Here is a 14,576-nt window from a genome sequence, read left to right as displayed (position 1 = left end):
CGCGATCCGTGCTGCGACCGCCTTGCGGGGAGGGTCACACGGCCCCGGCCCCGGCCTTCCTCGACGTCATCGGGGCGCGGGGTCGACCAGCAGCTTCGGGCCCGGGCCGGCCGTCGCGGGACGGCGGCCGGCCAGGGCCCCGGCCACCGCGTCGAGGGCGATGGTCGCGCCGACGAGCGGGCGCGGGTCCACGGAGCCGTCCGCGAAGGCGGCGATCGCGCCCGGCAGCCCGGCCGAGGCCCCCAGGATGCCGGCCACCGTCACGTCCTTGAGCGCGATCTCCCGCGTGTCCACGGTGCTCGGCACGCCCGACAGTCCGATGTAGACGATCCGGCGGCCCGGCTCGACGAGGTCCAGGGCGAGGCCCGGGGCGGCGGGGTCGTTCGTGGCGTCGATGACCGCGTCCCACGTCCCGTGCGTGCTCTCGCCGGCGGCGAAGCCCAGGGAGCGGGCCAGGGCGATCTGGTGCGGCTCGCGGCCCAGCAGGTGGACCTCGACGCCCTGGGCCCGCGCGAACAGCGCCGCCAGCAGGCCGATCGTGCCCGTGCCCAGGACCAGCAGGCGCTCCCCGGGCCGCAGCCGCGCCGCTTCGACGCTGCGCAGGGCGTTGCCGCCCGGCTCGACCAGGGCGCCGAGGGTGGCGTCCAGCGACCCGGGCAGCCGGTGCAGGGTGTGCGCCGGGACGGTCAGGCGCTCGGCCAGGGCGCCCGGGACCGCGCCGCGGATGCCGACCTCGTCGCGGTCCGCGCACACGTGGTGGCGGCCCGAGCGGCAGCGCGGGCACCGGCCGCAGCCGATCATCGTGTCGCCCGTGACGCGGGCGCCCAGCCAGCCCGGGTCGGTGCCGGGGCCGAGCGCCGTCACGGTGCCGCACCACTCGTGGCCGGGGCGCACCGGGTAGGTCGTGATCCCGGTCTGCAGATAGCTCAGCTCGCCGGTGAAGAGCTCGACGTCGGTGCCGCAGATCCCGGCCCGCTCCACGTCGACGAGCACCTGGCCGGGGCCGGGCACCGGGTCGGGGACCGTGCGGACCTCGGCCGCGCGCGGCCCCGTGAGGACTAGCGCGCGCACGCCGGCGGCACCCACAGCGGCGTCGGCAGGCCCCGCGCGCCCACGGACGCGGTGAACAGGCGGCCCGCGTCCGGGAACGCCGCCCGGCGCTCCCGCGGCATGCCCCGCGCCGCGGTGGTGATCACGAGGACGTCGCCCGCGAAGGCGACGCTCGACGTGTTCGGCGCGGGGACCGTCACCACGGCGAGCAGCGCGCCCGCCGGGGAGCGGCACTCGACCCGGGCGCCGCCCCAGACCGCGATCCACAGGTTGCCGTCCGCGTCCACGCACATGCCGTCGGGGTGCCCGTCGGCGAGCGTGAGCAGGTCGCGCCGCTGCCCCACGGCGCCGGTGGCCACGTCGTAGTCGCGCACGTGCACGACTCCGGGCAGCGTGTCGACGCTGTAGAACAGCTCGCCCGACGGGCTCCAGGCCAGCCCGTTGGACAGGTCGAGGTCGGCGTCGAGCACCGTCACGCCCGCGTCATCGAGCCGCACCAGGACCTCCTCGCCGCGGCGGTCGTCCTGGGCCAGGCTGCCGACGAGGAACCGGCCCGCCGGGTCCACGGCGCCGTCGTTCAGCCGGCTGTCGCGGCCCTCGGGCAGCACCCGGGCGACCGTCGAGCGGGTGCCGTCCAGGGCGACGGCGGTCAGGGTGTGCCGCTCGGCGACGAGCAGCGAGCCGTCCCCGGCCACGGCGACCGCCCCGACGGTGTCCTCGAAGGTCCAGGACCGCCCGGCCCGCACGCCGTCGTCGAGGAAGCCCTCGTGCACGGTGTTGGCCAGGATGTCGACCCACAGCAGCCGGGAGCGGGCCGCGTCCCACACGGGCCCCTCGCCGAGCGCATAGGAATCCGTCGAAGCCGGAATGGCGCTGAACTCCATCTGCGGATAGTAGCCTCGCAGCATGCCCGCACTACGCAGCGCGCAGTGGTACTCCGGGGACAACCGCAACGCCTACATCCACCGCGCCTGGATGCGCCGCGGCCTGCCCGGCGACGCGTTCGACGGCCGCCCGCACATCGCGATCGCCAACACCGCCAGCGACCTGACCCCCTGCAACGCACACCTGGACGAGGTCGCCCGCAGCGTGGCCAACGGCGTCCACGAGGCCGGCGGCATCCCGCTCGACCTGCCCGTGATGTCCCTCGGCGAGACCCAGGTCCGGCCGACGGCGATGCTGTGGCGCAACCTGGCCGCGATGGCGACCGAGGAGATGCTGCGGGCCAACCCGATCGACGGCGTGGTGCTGCTCGGCGGCTGCGACAAGACCATCCCGGCGCTGCTCATGGCCGCGTGCTCGGTCGACCTGCCGGCGGTGGTGGTGCCGGGCGGGCCGATGCTCACGGGCACGTTCCGCGGGGTGCCGCTGGGCTGCGGCACCGACGTGTGGAAGCTCTCGGAGGAGGTGCGGGCCGGCACGCTGTCCGAGCGCGCGTTCCTGGACTCCGAGTCGTCGATGATCCGCAGCCGGGGCCACTGCAACACGATGGGCACGGCCTCGACGATGGGGCTGCTCGCCGAGGTCCTCGGCATGACGCTGCCGGGCATCGCCGGCATCCCGGCCGCCGACAGCCGCCTGCTCGCCGCCGCCCACGCGACCGGCGTCCTCGCCGTCGGCCTGGTGGACCGGGAGCGCCGGCCGAGCACCGTGCTGACCAAGGCGTCCTTCGAGAACGCGATCGTCGCCCTGGCCGCCCTGGGCGGGTCCACCAACGCCGTCGTGCACCTGCTCGCCATCGCCGGTCGCGCGGGCGTCGAGCTCACCCTGGACGACTTCGACCGGGTCGGCGCGGCGGTACCGCTGCTGGCGGACCTGCAACCGGCGGGCCGTTTCCTGATGGAGGACCTGCACCGGGCGGGGGGCCTGCACGCCGTGCTCGCCGAGGTGTCCGACCTGCTCGACCCGGCGGCGCTGACGGTGACCGGCCGGCCCCTGCTCGCGGAGCTGGCCGAGGCGGCGGTGTGGGACCGCGAGGTGATCCGCCCGCGCGCGCAGCCCCTGCGCCCGGCCGCCGGCATCGCCGTCCTGCGGGGCAACCTCGCCCCCGCCGGCGCCGTGATCAAGCCGGCCGCCGCCTCCCCGCATCTGCTGCGCCACCGCGGCCCGGCGGTCGTGTTCGACTCGGTCGAGGACCTGCACGCCCGCCTCGACGACCCCGGCCTGGACATCACCGCCGACTCGGTGATCGTGCTGCGCGGCTGCGGCCCCAAGGGCTACCCGGGCATGCCGGAGGTCTCGAACACGCCGATCCCGGCCAAGCTGCTGGCCCTGGGCGTGCGGGACATGGTGCGGGTCTGCGACGGGCGGATGAGCGGCACGGCGTACGGCACCGTGGTGCTGCACGTCGCCCCCGAGGCGGCCGCGGGCGGACCCCTGGCCCGCGTCCGCACCGGCGACATGATCGTCCTGGACGTCGAGGCGCGCACGCTGCACTGCGAGGCCGACCTCGACGCGCGGGAGCCCTCACCGGCGTTCCTGGCCGCCCTGGCCGCGCCGCGGCGGGGCTGGGAGCGCCTCTACGTCGACACGGTGCTGCAGGCCGACACCGGCGCGGACCTGGACTTCCTGGTCGGCGCGAGCGGCGACCGGGTCGCCCGCGAGTCCCACTGACCCCGCGGCGCGGCCCGGCGCCGGCTATCGCATGTGGCCCGTAAGCCCCGTGGTGTGCATCTCGTACGCGCTCTCGGCGTGCGTCACCAGGTCCAGCCCCGCGTGCTCGTCCTCGGCCGCGACCCGGAAACCGACCAGCCGGTCGACGCCCTTGGCCACGAGCCACGTCACGCCGAACGCGTACACGGCCACGACCAGCACCGCGAGCGCCTGGCGCCCCAGCAGGTCCACCCCGCCGCCGTAGAACAGCCCGCGCGGGCCGCCGGTGACCGCCGCGGTCGCGAGCAGCCCGATGAGCAGCGTGCCGATGAGCCCGCCGACGCCGTGCACGCCGGCCACGTCGAGCGAGTCGTCGTAGCCGAGGCGGTACTTGAGCCCGACCGCGTAGGCACAGGCGACCCCGGCGACCGCGCCGATCGCGAGCGCCCCGAACGGGTTCACCGACCCGCACGACGGGGTGATCGCGACGAGCCCGGCCACCGCGCCCGAGGCCGCGCCGAGCGTGGTCGGGTGCCCGTCGCGGAACCGCTCGACGAGCAGCCAGCCGCAGACCGCGGCCGCCCCGGCGACCTGGGTGTTGAGAAACGCCATGGAGGCCGCCCCGCCCGCGGTGAGCGCGGAGCCGGCGTTGAAGCCGAACCAGCCGAACCACAGCAGCCCGGCGCCGAGCACCACGAGGGGCAGGCTGTGCGGGCGCATCGGGTCGGACCGGAAGCCCAGCCGCGGGCCGAGCACCAGGGCGAGCGCGAGCCCGGAGACGCCCGAGTTCACCTCGACCACCGTGCCCCCGGCCAGGTCGAGGATGTGCAGGTGGGTGGCGATCCAGCCGCCGCCGAAGACCCAGTGCGCGATGGGCACGTAGACGACGAGCACCCACACCGCCACGAAGCCGATCCAGGCGCCGAACCGGGCCCGGTCGGCGATGGCGCCGGAGAGCAGGGCCGCGGTGATGACGGCGAACATGAGCTGGAAGGAGGCGAAGGCGGGGGCCGGCACGGTGCCCGTGAGGTCGTGCATCCCGACGCCCGCCATCCCGGCGTGGCGCAGCGAGCCGATCAGCCCGCCGACGTCCGGGCCGAACGCGAGGGAGTAGCCGGCCAGCACCCACACGACGGTGACCACGGCGAGGCAGGCGAAGGACATCATGAGCATGTTCAGCGCGCTCTTCACCCGCACCATGCCGCCGTAGAACAGCGCCAGGCCCGGCACCATGAGCAGCACCAGGGCGGCGCTGACGAGCAGCCAGGCGGTGTCGCCCGCGCTGAAGCCCTCCGGCATGTGTCCCCCTCGATCTTCGACGGCCGCGTCAGCGTGCCCGGCGACCGTTTCGCTGGGAACTCGCACAAGTTTCCGAAGTGTTACCTATGTCGCAGATCAGTTACGTGCTCGTCACGCGGGAAGGGAGAAAGATGACCACCGATAGACGCTCCGCACCCTATCAAGCACGGAGCGTGATCACTGGGGAGGTGTGAGGCCATGTGCGGAATCGTCGGCTGGGTCGCCCTGGGTGCCCCCGAAGGCCGTGACCTGCGCCGCGAGACGGCCGCCGTGCGGGCCATGACCGGCACGATGGCGCTGCGCGGCCCCGACGCCGAGGGCCTGTGGGTGCGCGAGCACATCGCGTTCGGCCACCGCCGGCTCGCCGTCATCGACCTCGTCAGCGGCGACCAGCCGATGACCGTCGAGCACGACGGCCGGGAGCTCGCCGCGATCACCTACAGCGGCGAGCTCTACAACTACCGCGAGCTGCGCGACGAGCTGCGCGGGCGCGGCCACGTGTTCAAGACCGACAGCGACACCGAGGTGGTGCTGCGGGCCTACGTCGAGTGGGGCGAGGACTTCGTCGACCGGCTCAACGGCATGTACGCGTTCGGCATCTGGGACGCCCGCCGGGAGCACCTGCTGCTGGTGCGCGACCGGATGGGCGTCAAGCCGCTGTACTACTACACCGCCGTCGCCGGCTCCGTGCTCTTCGCGTCCGAGCCCAAGGCGGTCTTCGCGCACCCGCAGGCCGAGGCGGTCGTGGACCTGGAGGGGCTGCGCGAGCTGCTCGCGTTCATCAAGACGCCCGGCCACGCGATCTACCGCGACCTGCACGAGGTCGTGCCCGGCGAGGTCATCCGGGTCGACGCGGACGGCCTGCACCGCCGGCAGTACTGGCGGCCGTCCTACGCCGAGCACACCGACCCGCTCGACGCCACCGTGCGCACCGTGCGGGGCCTGCTCGACGACATCGTGGCCCGCCAGACGATCGCCGACGTGCCGCTGTGCGCGCTGCTGTCCGGCGGGCTGGACTCCTCGGCGGTCACCGCGCTCGCGCAGCTGGCGCTCACGGCGCGGGGCGAGGGCCCGCTGCGCTCGTTCGCCGTGGACTTCGTCGGGCAGACCGAGCACTTCAAGCCCGACCCGATGCGGGCGACCCCGGACGCGCCGTTCGTGCACGACGTGGTCAAGCACCTGCACGTCGACCACGAGGACATCGTGCTCGACGCGGCCACGCTCATGGACCCGCTCAGCCGCAACGCCGTCGTCGCCGCGATGGACCAGCCGACCTTCGGCGGAGACATCTACACGTCGCTGTACCTGCTGTTCCGGGCCGTGCGCGAGCACTCCACGGTGGCGCTGTCGGGCGAGGCGGCCGACGAGGTGTTCGGCGGCTACGCCTGGTTCCACCAGCCGGCCGTGATCCAGTCCGAGACGTTCCCGTGGCTGGCGGTCTTCACCCTGGCCGACCCGGGCGCGGACGCGTCCAGCGGCGCCCTCGCCCAGGACCTGCGCGAGTCGCTGCGGCTGCCGGAGTATCGCGAGGCCGCCTACCGCGCCGCGCTCGCCGAGGTCGACCACGGCGACGACCCCGACCCGCACAACCGGCGCATGCGCGAGATCTCCTACCTGCACCTGACCCGGTTCGTGCAGATCCTGCTGGACCGCAAGGACCGCATGAGCATGGCGCACGGGCTCGAGGTGCGGGTGCCGTTCTGCGATCACCGGCTGGTGCAGTACGTCTACAACACCCCGTGGTCGATGAAGACCTTCGACGGCCGCGAGAAGAGCCTGCTGCGCGCCGCGACCGCCGACGTGCTCCCGGCGTCGGTGGTGGCGCGGGTCAAGAGCCCGTACCCGTCCACCCAGGACGAGCGCTACGAGCGGGCCCTGCGCGAGGCGGCCGCCGTGGTCGCCGCCGACTCCCCCGCGTCCGCGCTGCTCGACCGGGCCAAGGTCGGCGAGCTGGTCGCCTCGCCCTACGAGCACGACGGATTCGGCCTGGCCCGCCGCCAGATCGAGCAGATCCTGGCCCTCGATACCTGGCTGCGGCACAGCCCGGCGCGCCTGGAGCTCTAGCGGATCCGGAGCTCTAGCGGATCCGGCCGAACAGCGGGTGCGGGCTCACCTTCACGCGGGGTGAGCCCGGCCCGAACCAGGGCGCCTCGCGGATCTCGCGCATCGCCGCGCGGCGCCGCCCGGCGTCCATGCGGTCGATGAACAGCACCCCGTCCAGGTGGTCGGTCTCGTGCTGCAGGCAGCGGGCCAGCTCGCCGGCGCCGACCACCTGGACGGGGTCGCCGCGGTCCGACCAGCCCTTGGCCACGACGTGCTGCCGGCGCACGGTGTCGAAGTAGAGCCCGGGCATCGACAGGCAGCCCTCGGGCCCGTCCTGCTCCTGCTCGTCGGGGAACTCGAGCACCGGGTTGACCAGGTGCCCGCGCACCCCGTCGACGTGGAACACGAAGGCCCGCAGCGCGACGCCGATCTGGTTGGCGGCCAGCCCCGAGCCGCGTTCGGCCTCGAGGGTGTCGAACAGGTCGCGGACCAGCCGGCGCAGCTGCGCGTCGAACGTCGTGACCTGCTCGGCCGCGGTGGTCAGCACCGGGTCGCCGAACATCCGCACCGGAACCACGCCCATGCCCCAGCTCCTTTGCATAGTGCTTTGCAAACGAGCATACTGTGCACCGTGATCGACCGACAGGCCCATCCGGTGCGCACCGCCCTGGTCACCCTGCTGCGCGAGCGCGGGACGCTCACGTCCACCGAGGCCGCGCGGGAGCTGGGCGGCAGCTCCGGGCTCTACTCGTTTCACCTGCGGCAGCTGGCCCGCTACGGCGTGGTCGAGGAGGTGCCCGCCGAGGGCCGCGCGAAGCCCTGGCGGCTCGTCGGCGAGGCCCCTCCTTTGCAAAGTGCGCTCAACCGCGGTCTCGAGGACGAGAGCTACCAGCACTGGCTCGCCGTGCGCGACCGAGCCCCCGCGCGCTGGCGCCGCGACCAGGCGTTCAGCGAGGTCGTGTACCTGACGCCGGAGGAGCTGACCGAGCTCGGCAACGCGGTGCGGGCGCTCATCGCGGGGTACAGCGGCCGCCCGGCGCACAACCGCGGACCCGTCGCGGCCGTCGCACGGTTCTTCCCCCTCGTGGAGCCCTCGGACTGAACTCAGGCCACCACGCGGCGGGTCCACTGCTGGTTGGTGCCGCCGTTGCACGTCCACTGCAGGCCGGCCGCCCCGTCGGCGGTGGAGCCGTCGGCGACGTCGAGGCACTTGCCGCTGTGCCGCGCGACGAGCCGCACGTAGCCCGAGCCGGCGCTCTGCACCTGCCACTGCTGGTTGGCGCCGCCGCCGCAGGTCCACTGCAGCACGGTCGCCCCGTCGGCGGTCGAGGCGCCGCTGACGTCGAGGCACTTGCCGCTGTGCCGCGCGACGAGCCGCACGTAGCCGGTGCCGAGATCCTGCACCGTGAAGCGCTGGTTCAGCCCGGTTCCGCAGGTGTACTGCAACGTGCGCGCGCCGTCCGCGGCCGAGCCCGAGCTCACGTCGAGGCACTTCCCGCTGTGCCGCGCGACGAGCTGCTCCGCGGGCCCGGCCGTCGCGGCCACGGTTCCGGCGGCGGCGTCGATGCTCAGCTGCGGCGCCCACGCGAGACCGAGGCCGGTGCCGCTCGGGAACGACAGCGGCAGCCAGACGTACTGCGAGTCGTTCACCGCCCCGCCCCACGCGCCCGCCCGACGGTCGCCGAGGTAGAGGTACGCGCTGCCGACCTGCAGCACATAGGCCGTCTGCGAGCCGAAGGCGGTGTTGTCGCCGACGGTGTGCAGGGCGCTCCAGGTGCCGGTGACGCTCGTGGCGGTGCCGTACTGCTGCTGGTTCGGAGCCCAGCCGGTGGCGGCCGACGTCAGCAGGAAGTACACCCCGTTGCGCTTGAACATCGCCGGCGCCTCGCGCGACGAGCCCGGCCACAGGCGCTGGACCCGGGCGCTGACCCCGAGGTAGTCGCTCGTGAGGCGGTAGACGTGCAGGTCGGCGTTCTCGTTCGCGGCCGAGATCATGTAGGCGGTGCCGTCGTCGTCGCGGAAGAGCGTGATGTCGCGGCTCATGTAGTCCAGCGGGCGGAAGCTGCCGCGGTACGTGTACGCCCCGTCCACCGTGGACGACGTGGCGACCGCGGCGCGGGCCTCGCCGTAGTCGGTGCCGTTCTCCTTGTGCATCCACATGACGAACTGGCCGGTCGAGCTGTTGTAGATCACCTTGGGCCGCTCGATCTTCGCCGACCCCAGCTCGGCGGCGGAGGACTGGGTCAGCGCGTGGTTGCGGAACTCCCAGGTGCGCAGGTCGGTGGAGCGGTAGACGTCGACGGAGCGGAAGGTGTCGTCGGCGTTGCGGTCCTCGCCGAACCAGTAGTAGTACGAGCCGGCCTTGACGACCCCTCCCCCGTGCGCGTGCAGGAGATTGCCCGCGGTGTCGCGCAGCTGCACTGACGGCCGCGGCGTGGGCCGGCGCGGCGGCGGCGAGAACGGCGGCGGCGGCGACCAGCAGCGCGAGCAGTCCTCGTGACATGGCGGTGTCCTTCATGCACCCATGGCAGCGTCCGCCGCGACGGGCACACCAGGAACCGAACAGAACCGTTCAGACTCGAACCGTTCCGTTCGCCGGCCCGCCGCGATCAGCGGGTGCCGGCGGGGTCACGACTCCGACGGGAGCAGCTCGGGCGACGGGGAGACCGCGCGCGCGAGCATCAGGCGCCACAGGGCGAGCTGCACCACCGACAGCGCGAGCGCGTACGGCATCAGCGTCCAGATCCCGACATGCTGGGCGAGCCAGCCGGTCAGCCACGGCAGGGCCGCCCCGCCGAGCAGCGACACCCCGTTCATGACGCCGATCGCGGTCGCCATCAGCCGTGGCGGCACCAGCTGCGGCGTGACCGCCATGGCGGTCGGGAACAGGGGGCCGAGGAAGAACCCGAGCAGCACGAGGCCGGCGGTGGCCAGCGATGCCGTCGGCAGCGCCCACAGCGCCGCCGCCACGGCCGTCACCCCCGCGAGGCAGGCGGTGGCCATCCCGGCCGCGCTCATCCCGGCGCGGGTCGCGATCGGGCTGATGAGGAACCGGCCGAGGGTGAGGCCGAGCCAGTAGCCGCTGACCGTGTACCCGGCGATGACCCCGGACTCGCCGTGCACGCGCATCAGGAAGCTGTACGCCCACGTGCCGACGCCGATCTCCAGCCCGACGTACACGGCCAGGAACGTCGAGCCGAGCACCACCGCGGGGCTGCGCAGCGTGTCGCGCAGCACGCCGGTGGGGCGGGGCTCGGCGGCGCGCTCCGCGGCCGGGGCGCGGCGCGGGTACGCCACCAGGAACCCCGCCGCCAGCGGCACGCACAGCAGGCCGAGCACCAGCCACACGGCGGTCCAGGACAGGTATTGCAGCAGCCACGCGGCCAGCAGCGGCCCCAGGAACGCGCCCACCCCGAAGAACGCGTGCAGCCGGTTGAGCAGCGTCGTGGAGTTCGGCAGCTCGGCCAGGAAGACGTTGAGGATCGACTCCAGGACCCCGGTGCCGTAGCCGACGAGCAGCTGCACGGCGACGAGGATCGCGAACGGGGGCCGCACGGCGGTCGCGACCGCCCCGAGGGCGTAGACGGCGATGCCCGCGGCCAGGGCCATCCGCACGTGGAGCCGGTGCAGCAGCGCCCCCGCGGTCGCCCCGGCCGCCATGTACCCGGCCGAGCTGGTGAAGAACGTGAGGCCGATCGTGGCCTCGTCGACGCCGTAGTCGCGCATCTGGGACACGATGAGCACCCCGCCGACGCCGGCGTTGAGGCCCACGAGCACGAACGTGGCGTACGAGAGCAGGACCGGCGCCCAGCCCGGGCGGCGCATGAGGTTCACCGCAGCATGGTACGGGCGCCGGCCTGCTCCGCTACCGCGATGTGCCCGCGACCACGGGGCCGACCTGGGCCACGCCGACCCCGTCGGCCGAGCACACGGTCTGCGGGGCGGGCACGAAGTCCGCGGCGGTCTCGTCGGGCAGGTACACCCGGTAGCCGCGCACCTGCACGGGCTTGCACTCGTCGCCGAAGTTGCCGGTCTGCGGGCTGCGGACCTGCACGTGCGCGGCCTTGCCGGGGGCCAGCTCGACCCGCTGGGGCGAGGCGGCCGTGTCCCGCTCGGCGGGCTTGTTGACCTGCTGGCCGCTGTCCCCGGTGACCCAGGAAACGCCGGGGTACCCGGAGAACGTGCACGTCCGCGACGACGTGTTGGTCAGGACGATCCAGGTGTACTGGCTGCCGGCCGCGCCGCCGCCCGGGGCCTCCCCGACCGCGAGCCGGACCTCGCCGTGGTGGCAGCGGCCGGAGTCCCCGCCGGCGCCGGCCGGGCTCGCCCCGCCCGACGGCTCCGGCGCGCCGCTCACCGGCGGCGCACCCGTAGGCTCCTGGCTCGCGGGCAGCGCCGACCCGCCGGGCGCGGCCGAGCCGCCGACGTCGGAGCCGCAGCCCGCGGCGGAGCCCAGCAGCAGCGCGAGTGGTGCGATCGAGAGCAGCGCTCTGGTACGCGTCATCATGTGATCCTCCGATCCCCGTTACCCGGTGCCGCGAGTCGCGAACCACCGGGCCGGCCAGGTACGGGGGATCCATCGATGCACGACGGGGTCGCGGGCTGCCGACGACTCGGCCGGGCCCGGCGGCAACGCCACCGCGTCCGCGCCTACGGGTGCACACTGGACTCATGGTGCACGTCAAGCGCGCCTACGACGAGCCGGCCGCGGACGATGGGCGCCGGGTGCTGGTCGACCGGTTGTGGCCGCGCGGGCTCACCAAGCGGCAGGCGGCCGTCGACGAGTGGGTCAAGGCGGTGGCGCCCTCGGCGGAGCTGCGCACGTGGTACGGCCACGACCCCGCCCGCTATGCGGAGTTCGCGAGGCGCTACCGGGCCGAGCTGGACGCACCCGAGGCCAAGACGGCGCTCGGGCACCTGCGGGACCTCGCCGGCGACGGCGAGCTCACGCTGCTCACCGCCACCCGCGACCTCGACCACGCGCACACCGCGGTGCTCGAACGTCTCCTCGCCTGACCCGGCTCCAGCACGGTTCCACGGCGTCCAGTGGTCGATGTCAATATTGCGACCCGATCGTCTTGCCGAGCGGGATCCGCGGCACCGCGGTCGTCGGGTGGGCGATGACGCCGAGCGGGTGCGGGGCCGCCGCGACCTAGGCTCCGTCCCGAGCCGGGATCACGACGCCCGCGGCCACCGGGTCGAAGCCGTCGGGCCAGCGGGTGGCCGCGTTCGCGAGGGCGCCCTCCAGCCGGACGGTGGCGAGGTCGGTGCCGCGCAGGTCGGCGCCGTCCAGTTCCGCTTGGCGCAGGTCCGCATTGCCCAGCAGGCATCCCCGAAGGTCGGCGTTGCGCAGCCGGGCCCGCGTCAGCGCGGAGTCGCCGAGGTTCGCGCCGCGCAGCACCGCCCCGTTCATCCGCGCGTATCGCAGGTCGCACCGCGGCAGGAGCAACCGCTCGGCGCCACCGGAGTCGTGCAGCCGGACGAGCACGTCGACGGCGGCCTGCACGTCGTTGGCCCGCATCGCCAGGGTGGGCAGCTGCGCCGGGGGCGTGTCGGCGGGCGGCTGGCCGGGGAGCCCGGGCGGCCACGGCGAGTGCCCGCGCACATAGGCGCGCAGGATCGCGATGATGGCGTCGCGGTCCGGCGGGGACTGCCCGGCGATCTGCTCGAGGGCGTAGACGCCGCCGATGCGCACGTCCAGTGAGTCGTGGCCGAGGTGCTCGACCGCGCGGGAGTACCGCTCGGTGGTGTGCGCACTGCGGCTCAGCCGCAGCTCCTCCTCGTTGATGCGCAGCCGGTGCCAGGTGGCGTAGGCGCCCAGGGCGAGGATCACCGCCCCCAGCGCCTGCAGCAGGACGGTCCGGGCGTTGTTGATGGCCGTGAGCCGCTCGTTCGCGCTGACGGACGTGCGGCCCAGGTCGTGGTCGACCACGAACGGCGGGAGGAGCAGCACCGCGGCGAGGCCCGCCGCCGCCGACACGAGCACGATCAGCACCACCAGCACGGGTCGTCGCACACCACCATGGTCGCCGATGCGGTCAAGCGGTGACCCGGAGCATCGCATCGCCCACAGGCTCGGCTCCGCCCGCCTCCCGGCCGCGGACTCACCGGGTCAGATGATGCGGGCCGTGCGGTCCGCGCCCGCTTCCCAGCCCCGGGCTCACGGGTCAGGCGATGTACGCCGTGAGGTCCGCGCTCGCCAGGGCCGCCCGGCCGCGGCGGGTGAGCGCGATGGACTCGGCGGTGTAGTCCTCGCCGGTCCAGCGCCACAGCACGAGCCGGTTGTGTTCGAGGACCTGCAGCGCCTCGAGCAGGATCTCGCGCGCCTCCTCGGCGCTGGGCCCGCTGCGCAGCATGCGGATCGCCACCTCGGGGACCTTGCGCGCGATGGTCGCCTGCACCTCGAGGAGGTTCAGCACCGGCCGGGCCTGCGCGCGCTTGTGCCCGAAGCCGAGCCAGAGCACGGCCGCGGCGACCTCTCGCAGGTCGGCCGCGCGCAAGGCGGGCAGGGAGCTGACACAGTCGAGGCTCGGCGGCATGGCGACAGGGTAGGTCCCCGGCGCTCGCCGCGGTGCCCCGGCGAATTCGCGGCCGGTCCGCCGCCCGATGACCGCGACCGCCCGCATACCGGCGCCCCCCTGCCCGCGGCGCTCGACGGACGGCGATTGACACCCGGCGCTCGGCGCTCGGCGGGCGGCGGGCGGCGGGCGGCGGGCGGCGTCAGGCAACACCGGCGGCGGAGCTTGGCATCGGCGAACGCGTTCGTTACGATCGTGTTCATGAGCCCTCGCCGAGTCCCGGTCAGCCGGCGCGACCGCCCCGCCAAGCCGCCCCTGAGCCGGGACGGCGTCGTGTCGACGGCGCTGCGCATCATGCGCGAGGAGGGCCTCGAGCGCGTCACGATGCGACGGCTGGCGGCGGAGCTGGACACGGGCCCGGCCTCGCTCTACGTCTACGTGCACAACACCGCCGAACTGCACGGCGCCCTCCTCGACGAGCTGCTGTTCGGGCTGGCCCTGCCGCTGCCCGGCACGCAGTGGCGCGCCGCGGCCGTCGAGCTGCTGTCGGCCTACACCGCGATCCTGCACGCCCAGCCGAGCCTCGCCCGCTCCGTGCTCACCCTGCGGCCGTCCGGGCCCAACTACCTGAGGCTGGTCGACGAGCTCCTGGGGCTGCTGCTGGCCGGCGGCGTCCCGGTCCGCCAGGCCGCGTGGGGCGTCGACCTGCTGCTCCAGCTGGCGACGGCGATCGCCGCCGAGCAGGGCACCCGGGACGAGTCCGCCGAGGCCGACGGCGAGGTGAGCCTGCAGACGCAGTCGGTGCTGGAGGCGCCCGAAGACGTCTACCCGAACCTGGGCCGCACGCGCGACGAGCTGTTCTCCGGCACCGTCGAGCAGCGCCAGGGGTGGGCCTTCGAGGCGCTGCTGAACGGGATCGCCGGCGCGCCCACGCCGGACCGCTGACCCCGCGCCCGGGTTGCGGCCACCGCTCCCCGGGCATCAGCATGCGCCGATAGAACGTATTCGTCACGAACATGTTCGCCAGGCTCGGGCGGGTTCCACCGGAGGAGTCAAGCGAGGCCCATGAAAGGC

At 74.2% G+C, this 14,576-nt stretch carries 14 protein-coding genes; 5 read left to right on the top strand and 9 right to left on the bottom strand.

The features are described 5' to 3' along the window. Positions 1–66 precede the first annotated feature (66 nt). Together ACQP2P_RS14225 and ACQP2P_RS14220 are read right to left on the bottom strand one after the other, a co-directional pair. The gene (locus ACQP2P_RS14225) at positions 67–1,071 is read right to left on the bottom strand and encodes a zinc-dependent alcohol dehydrogenase (RefSeq protein ID WP_433616285.1); all 1,005 of its coding nucleotides are present in this window, start codon (positions 1,069–1,071) and stop codon (positions 67–69) included. Next, positions 1,059–1,934, bottom strand: a complete 876-nt coding sequence (locus ACQP2P_RS14220; RefSeq protein WP_433616283.1) for an SMP-30/gluconolactonase/LRE family protein — start codon at positions 1,932–1,934, stop codon at positions 1,059–1,061. Before ACQP2P_RS14220 ends, ACQP2P_RS14225 begins: the two co-directional genes overlap by 13 nt. A 22-nt stretch (positions 1,935–1,956) precedes the next feature. Here ACQP2P_RS14220 and ACQP2P_RS14215 point away from each other — a divergent pair, with 22 nt between their 5' ends. Continuing rightward, positions 1,957–3,663: a dihydroxy-acid dehydratase gene (locus tag ACQP2P_RS14215; RefSeq protein ID WP_433616282.1), complete on the top strand. Its 1,707-nt coding sequence runs from the start codon at positions 1,957–1,959 to the stop codon at positions 3,661–3,663. A 24-nt stretch (positions 3,664–3,687) separates the two neighbouring features. On the opposite strand, the gene ACQP2P_RS14210 is transcribed toward ACQP2P_RS14215, so the two are convergent. Then, entirely contained in the window at positions 3,688–4,941 is a 1,254-nt protein-coding gene (locus tag ACQP2P_RS14210; protein WP_433616281.1) for an ammonium transporter, read from the bottom strand. 198 nt (positions 4,942–5,139) lie between these two features. On the opposite strand from ACQP2P_RS14210, the gene asnB reads away from it, so the two are divergent. Next, positions 5,140–7,005: an asparagine synthase (glutamine-hydrolyzing) gene (gene asnB / locus ACQP2P_RS14205; RefSeq protein ID WP_433616280.1), complete on the top strand. Its 1,866-nt coding sequence runs from the start codon at positions 5,140–5,142 to the stop codon at positions 7,003–7,005. A gap of 13 nt (positions 7,006–7,018) precedes the next feature. Here asnB and def read toward each other — a convergent pair whose 3' ends face one another. Then, positions 7,019–7,567 (bottom strand): peptide deformylase, encoded by a 549-nt coding sequence (gene def, locus ACQP2P_RS14200; protein WP_433077096.1) that lies wholly within the window; start codon positions 7,565–7,567, stop codon positions 7,019–7,021. 48 nt (positions 7,568–7,615) lie between these two features. On the opposite strand from def, the gene ACQP2P_RS14195 reads away from it, so the two are divergent. Then, positions 7,616–8,086 carry a winged helix-turn-helix domain-containing protein gene (locus tag ACQP2P_RS14195; RefSeq protein WP_433616278.1) on the top strand — a complete coding sequence of 157 codons (471 nt, stop codon included), beginning with the start codon at positions 7,616–7,618 and terminating at the stop codon, positions 8,084–8,086. 2 nt (positions 8,087–8,088) lie between these two features. On the opposite strand, the gene ACQP2P_RS14190 is transcribed toward ACQP2P_RS14195, so the two are convergent. The 3 genes from ACQP2P_RS14190 to ACQP2P_RS14180 all read right to left on the bottom strand — a co-directional run bounded on the left by ACQP2P_RS14190 (position 8,089) and on the right by ACQP2P_RS14180 (position 11,491). Beyond that, a complete protein-coding gene (locus ACQP2P_RS14190; protein WP_433616276.1) occupies positions 8,089–9,405 on the bottom strand; it encodes an RICIN domain-containing protein in 1,317 nt (438 codons plus the stop codon). A 207-nt stretch (positions 9,406–9,612) separates the two neighbouring features. After that, positions 9,613–10,809, bottom strand: a complete 1,197-nt coding sequence (locus tag ACQP2P_RS14185; RefSeq protein ID WP_433619137.1) for an MFS transporter — start codon at positions 10,807–10,809, stop codon at positions 9,613–9,615. Between the two features lie 40 nt (positions 10,810–10,849). Further along, positions 10,850–11,491 (bottom strand): DUF4232 domain-containing protein, encoded by a 642-nt coding sequence (locus ACQP2P_RS14180; protein WP_433616274.1) that lies wholly within the window; start codon positions 11,489–11,491, stop codon positions 10,850–10,852. 164 nt (positions 11,492–11,655) lie between these two features. Between ACQP2P_RS14180 and ACQP2P_RS14175 the strand changes: the two genes are divergently transcribed. Further along, entirely contained in the window at positions 11,656–12,000 is a 345-nt protein-coding gene (locus tag ACQP2P_RS14175) for a DUF488 domain-containing protein (protein ID WP_433616272.1), read from the top strand. A 136-nt stretch (positions 12,001–12,136) separates the two neighbouring features. Here the strand turns inward: ACQP2P_RS14175 and ACQP2P_RS14170 are convergent, their stop codons facing one another. Beyond that, positions 12,137–13,000 (bottom strand): pentapeptide repeat-containing protein, encoded by an 864-nt coding sequence (locus tag ACQP2P_RS14170; RefSeq protein ID WP_433616271.1) that lies wholly within the window; start codon positions 12,998–13,000, stop codon positions 12,137–12,139. Between the two features lie 151 nt (positions 13,001–13,151). Beyond that, complete coding sequence (locus ACQP2P_RS14165; RefSeq protein ID WP_433616269.1) at positions 13,152–13,523, bottom strand: hypothetical protein; 372 nt, start codon at positions 13,521–13,523, stop codon at positions 13,152–13,154. Positions 13,524–13,763: 240 nt separating this feature from the next. On the opposite strand from ACQP2P_RS14165, the gene ACQP2P_RS14160 reads away from it, so the two are divergent. After that, the gene (locus ACQP2P_RS14160; RefSeq protein WP_433616267.1) at positions 13,764–14,447 is read left to right on the top strand and encodes a TetR/AcrR family transcriptional regulator; all 684 of its coding nucleotides are present in this window, start codon (positions 13,764–13,766) and stop codon (positions 14,445–14,447) included. Positions 14,448–14,576: the final 129 nt, after the last annotated feature.

It is taken from the genome of Dactylosporangium sp. CA-139114 (assembly GCF_050955725.1).
In the GTDB taxonomy this organism is placed as follows: domain Bacteria; phylum Actinomycetota; class Actinomycetes; order Mycobacteriales; family Micromonosporaceae; genus Dactylosporangium.
This window is presented reverse-complemented; position numbering and strand designations above follow the sequence as displayed.

What these genes read in the sequence shown, in the direction of transcription:
- ACQP2P_RS14220 (WP_433616283.1), bottom strand. Translation starts at nt 1,934, where the DNA reads ATGGAGTTCAGCGCCATTCCGGCTTCGACGGATTCCTATGCGCTCGGC.
- ACQP2P_RS14215 (WP_433616282.1), top strand. Translation starts at nt 1,957, where the DNA reads ATGCCCGCACTACGCAGCGCGCAGTGGTACTCCGGGGACAACCGCAAC.
- ACQP2P_RS14210 (WP_433616281.1), bottom strand. Translation starts at nt 4,941, where the DNA reads ATGCCGGAGGGCTTCAGCGCGGGCGACACCGCCTGGCTGCTCGTCAGC.
- asnB (WP_433616280.1), top strand. Translation starts at nt 5,140, where the DNA reads ATGTGCGGAATCGTCGGCTGGGTCGCCCTGGGTGCCCCCGAAGGCCGT.
- def (WP_433077096.1), bottom strand. Translation starts at nt 7,567, where the DNA reads ATGGGCGTGGTTCCGGTGCGGATGTTCGGCGACCCGGTGCTGACCACC.
- ACQP2P_RS14185 (WP_433619137.1), bottom strand. Translation starts at nt 10,809, where the DNA reads ATGCGCCGCCCGGGCTGGGCGCCGGTCCTGCTCTCGTACGCCACGTTC.
- ACQP2P_RS14180 (WP_433616274.1), bottom strand. Translation starts at nt 11,491, where the DNA reads ATGATGACGCGTACCAGAGCGCTGCTCTCGATCGCACCACTCGCGCTG.
- ACQP2P_RS14175 (WP_433616272.1), top strand. Translation starts at nt 11,656, where the DNA reads ATGGTGCACGTCAAGCGCGCCTACGACGAGCCGGCCGCGGACGATGGG.
- ACQP2P_RS14165 (WP_433616269.1), bottom strand. Translation starts at nt 13,523, where the DNA reads ATGCCGCCGAGCCTCGACTGTGTCAGCTCCCTGCCCGCCTTGCGCGCG.
- ACQP2P_RS14160 (WP_433616267.1), top strand. Translation starts at nt 13,764, where the DNA reads ATGAGCCCTCGCCGAGTCCCGGTCAGCCGGCGCGACCGCCCCGCCAAG.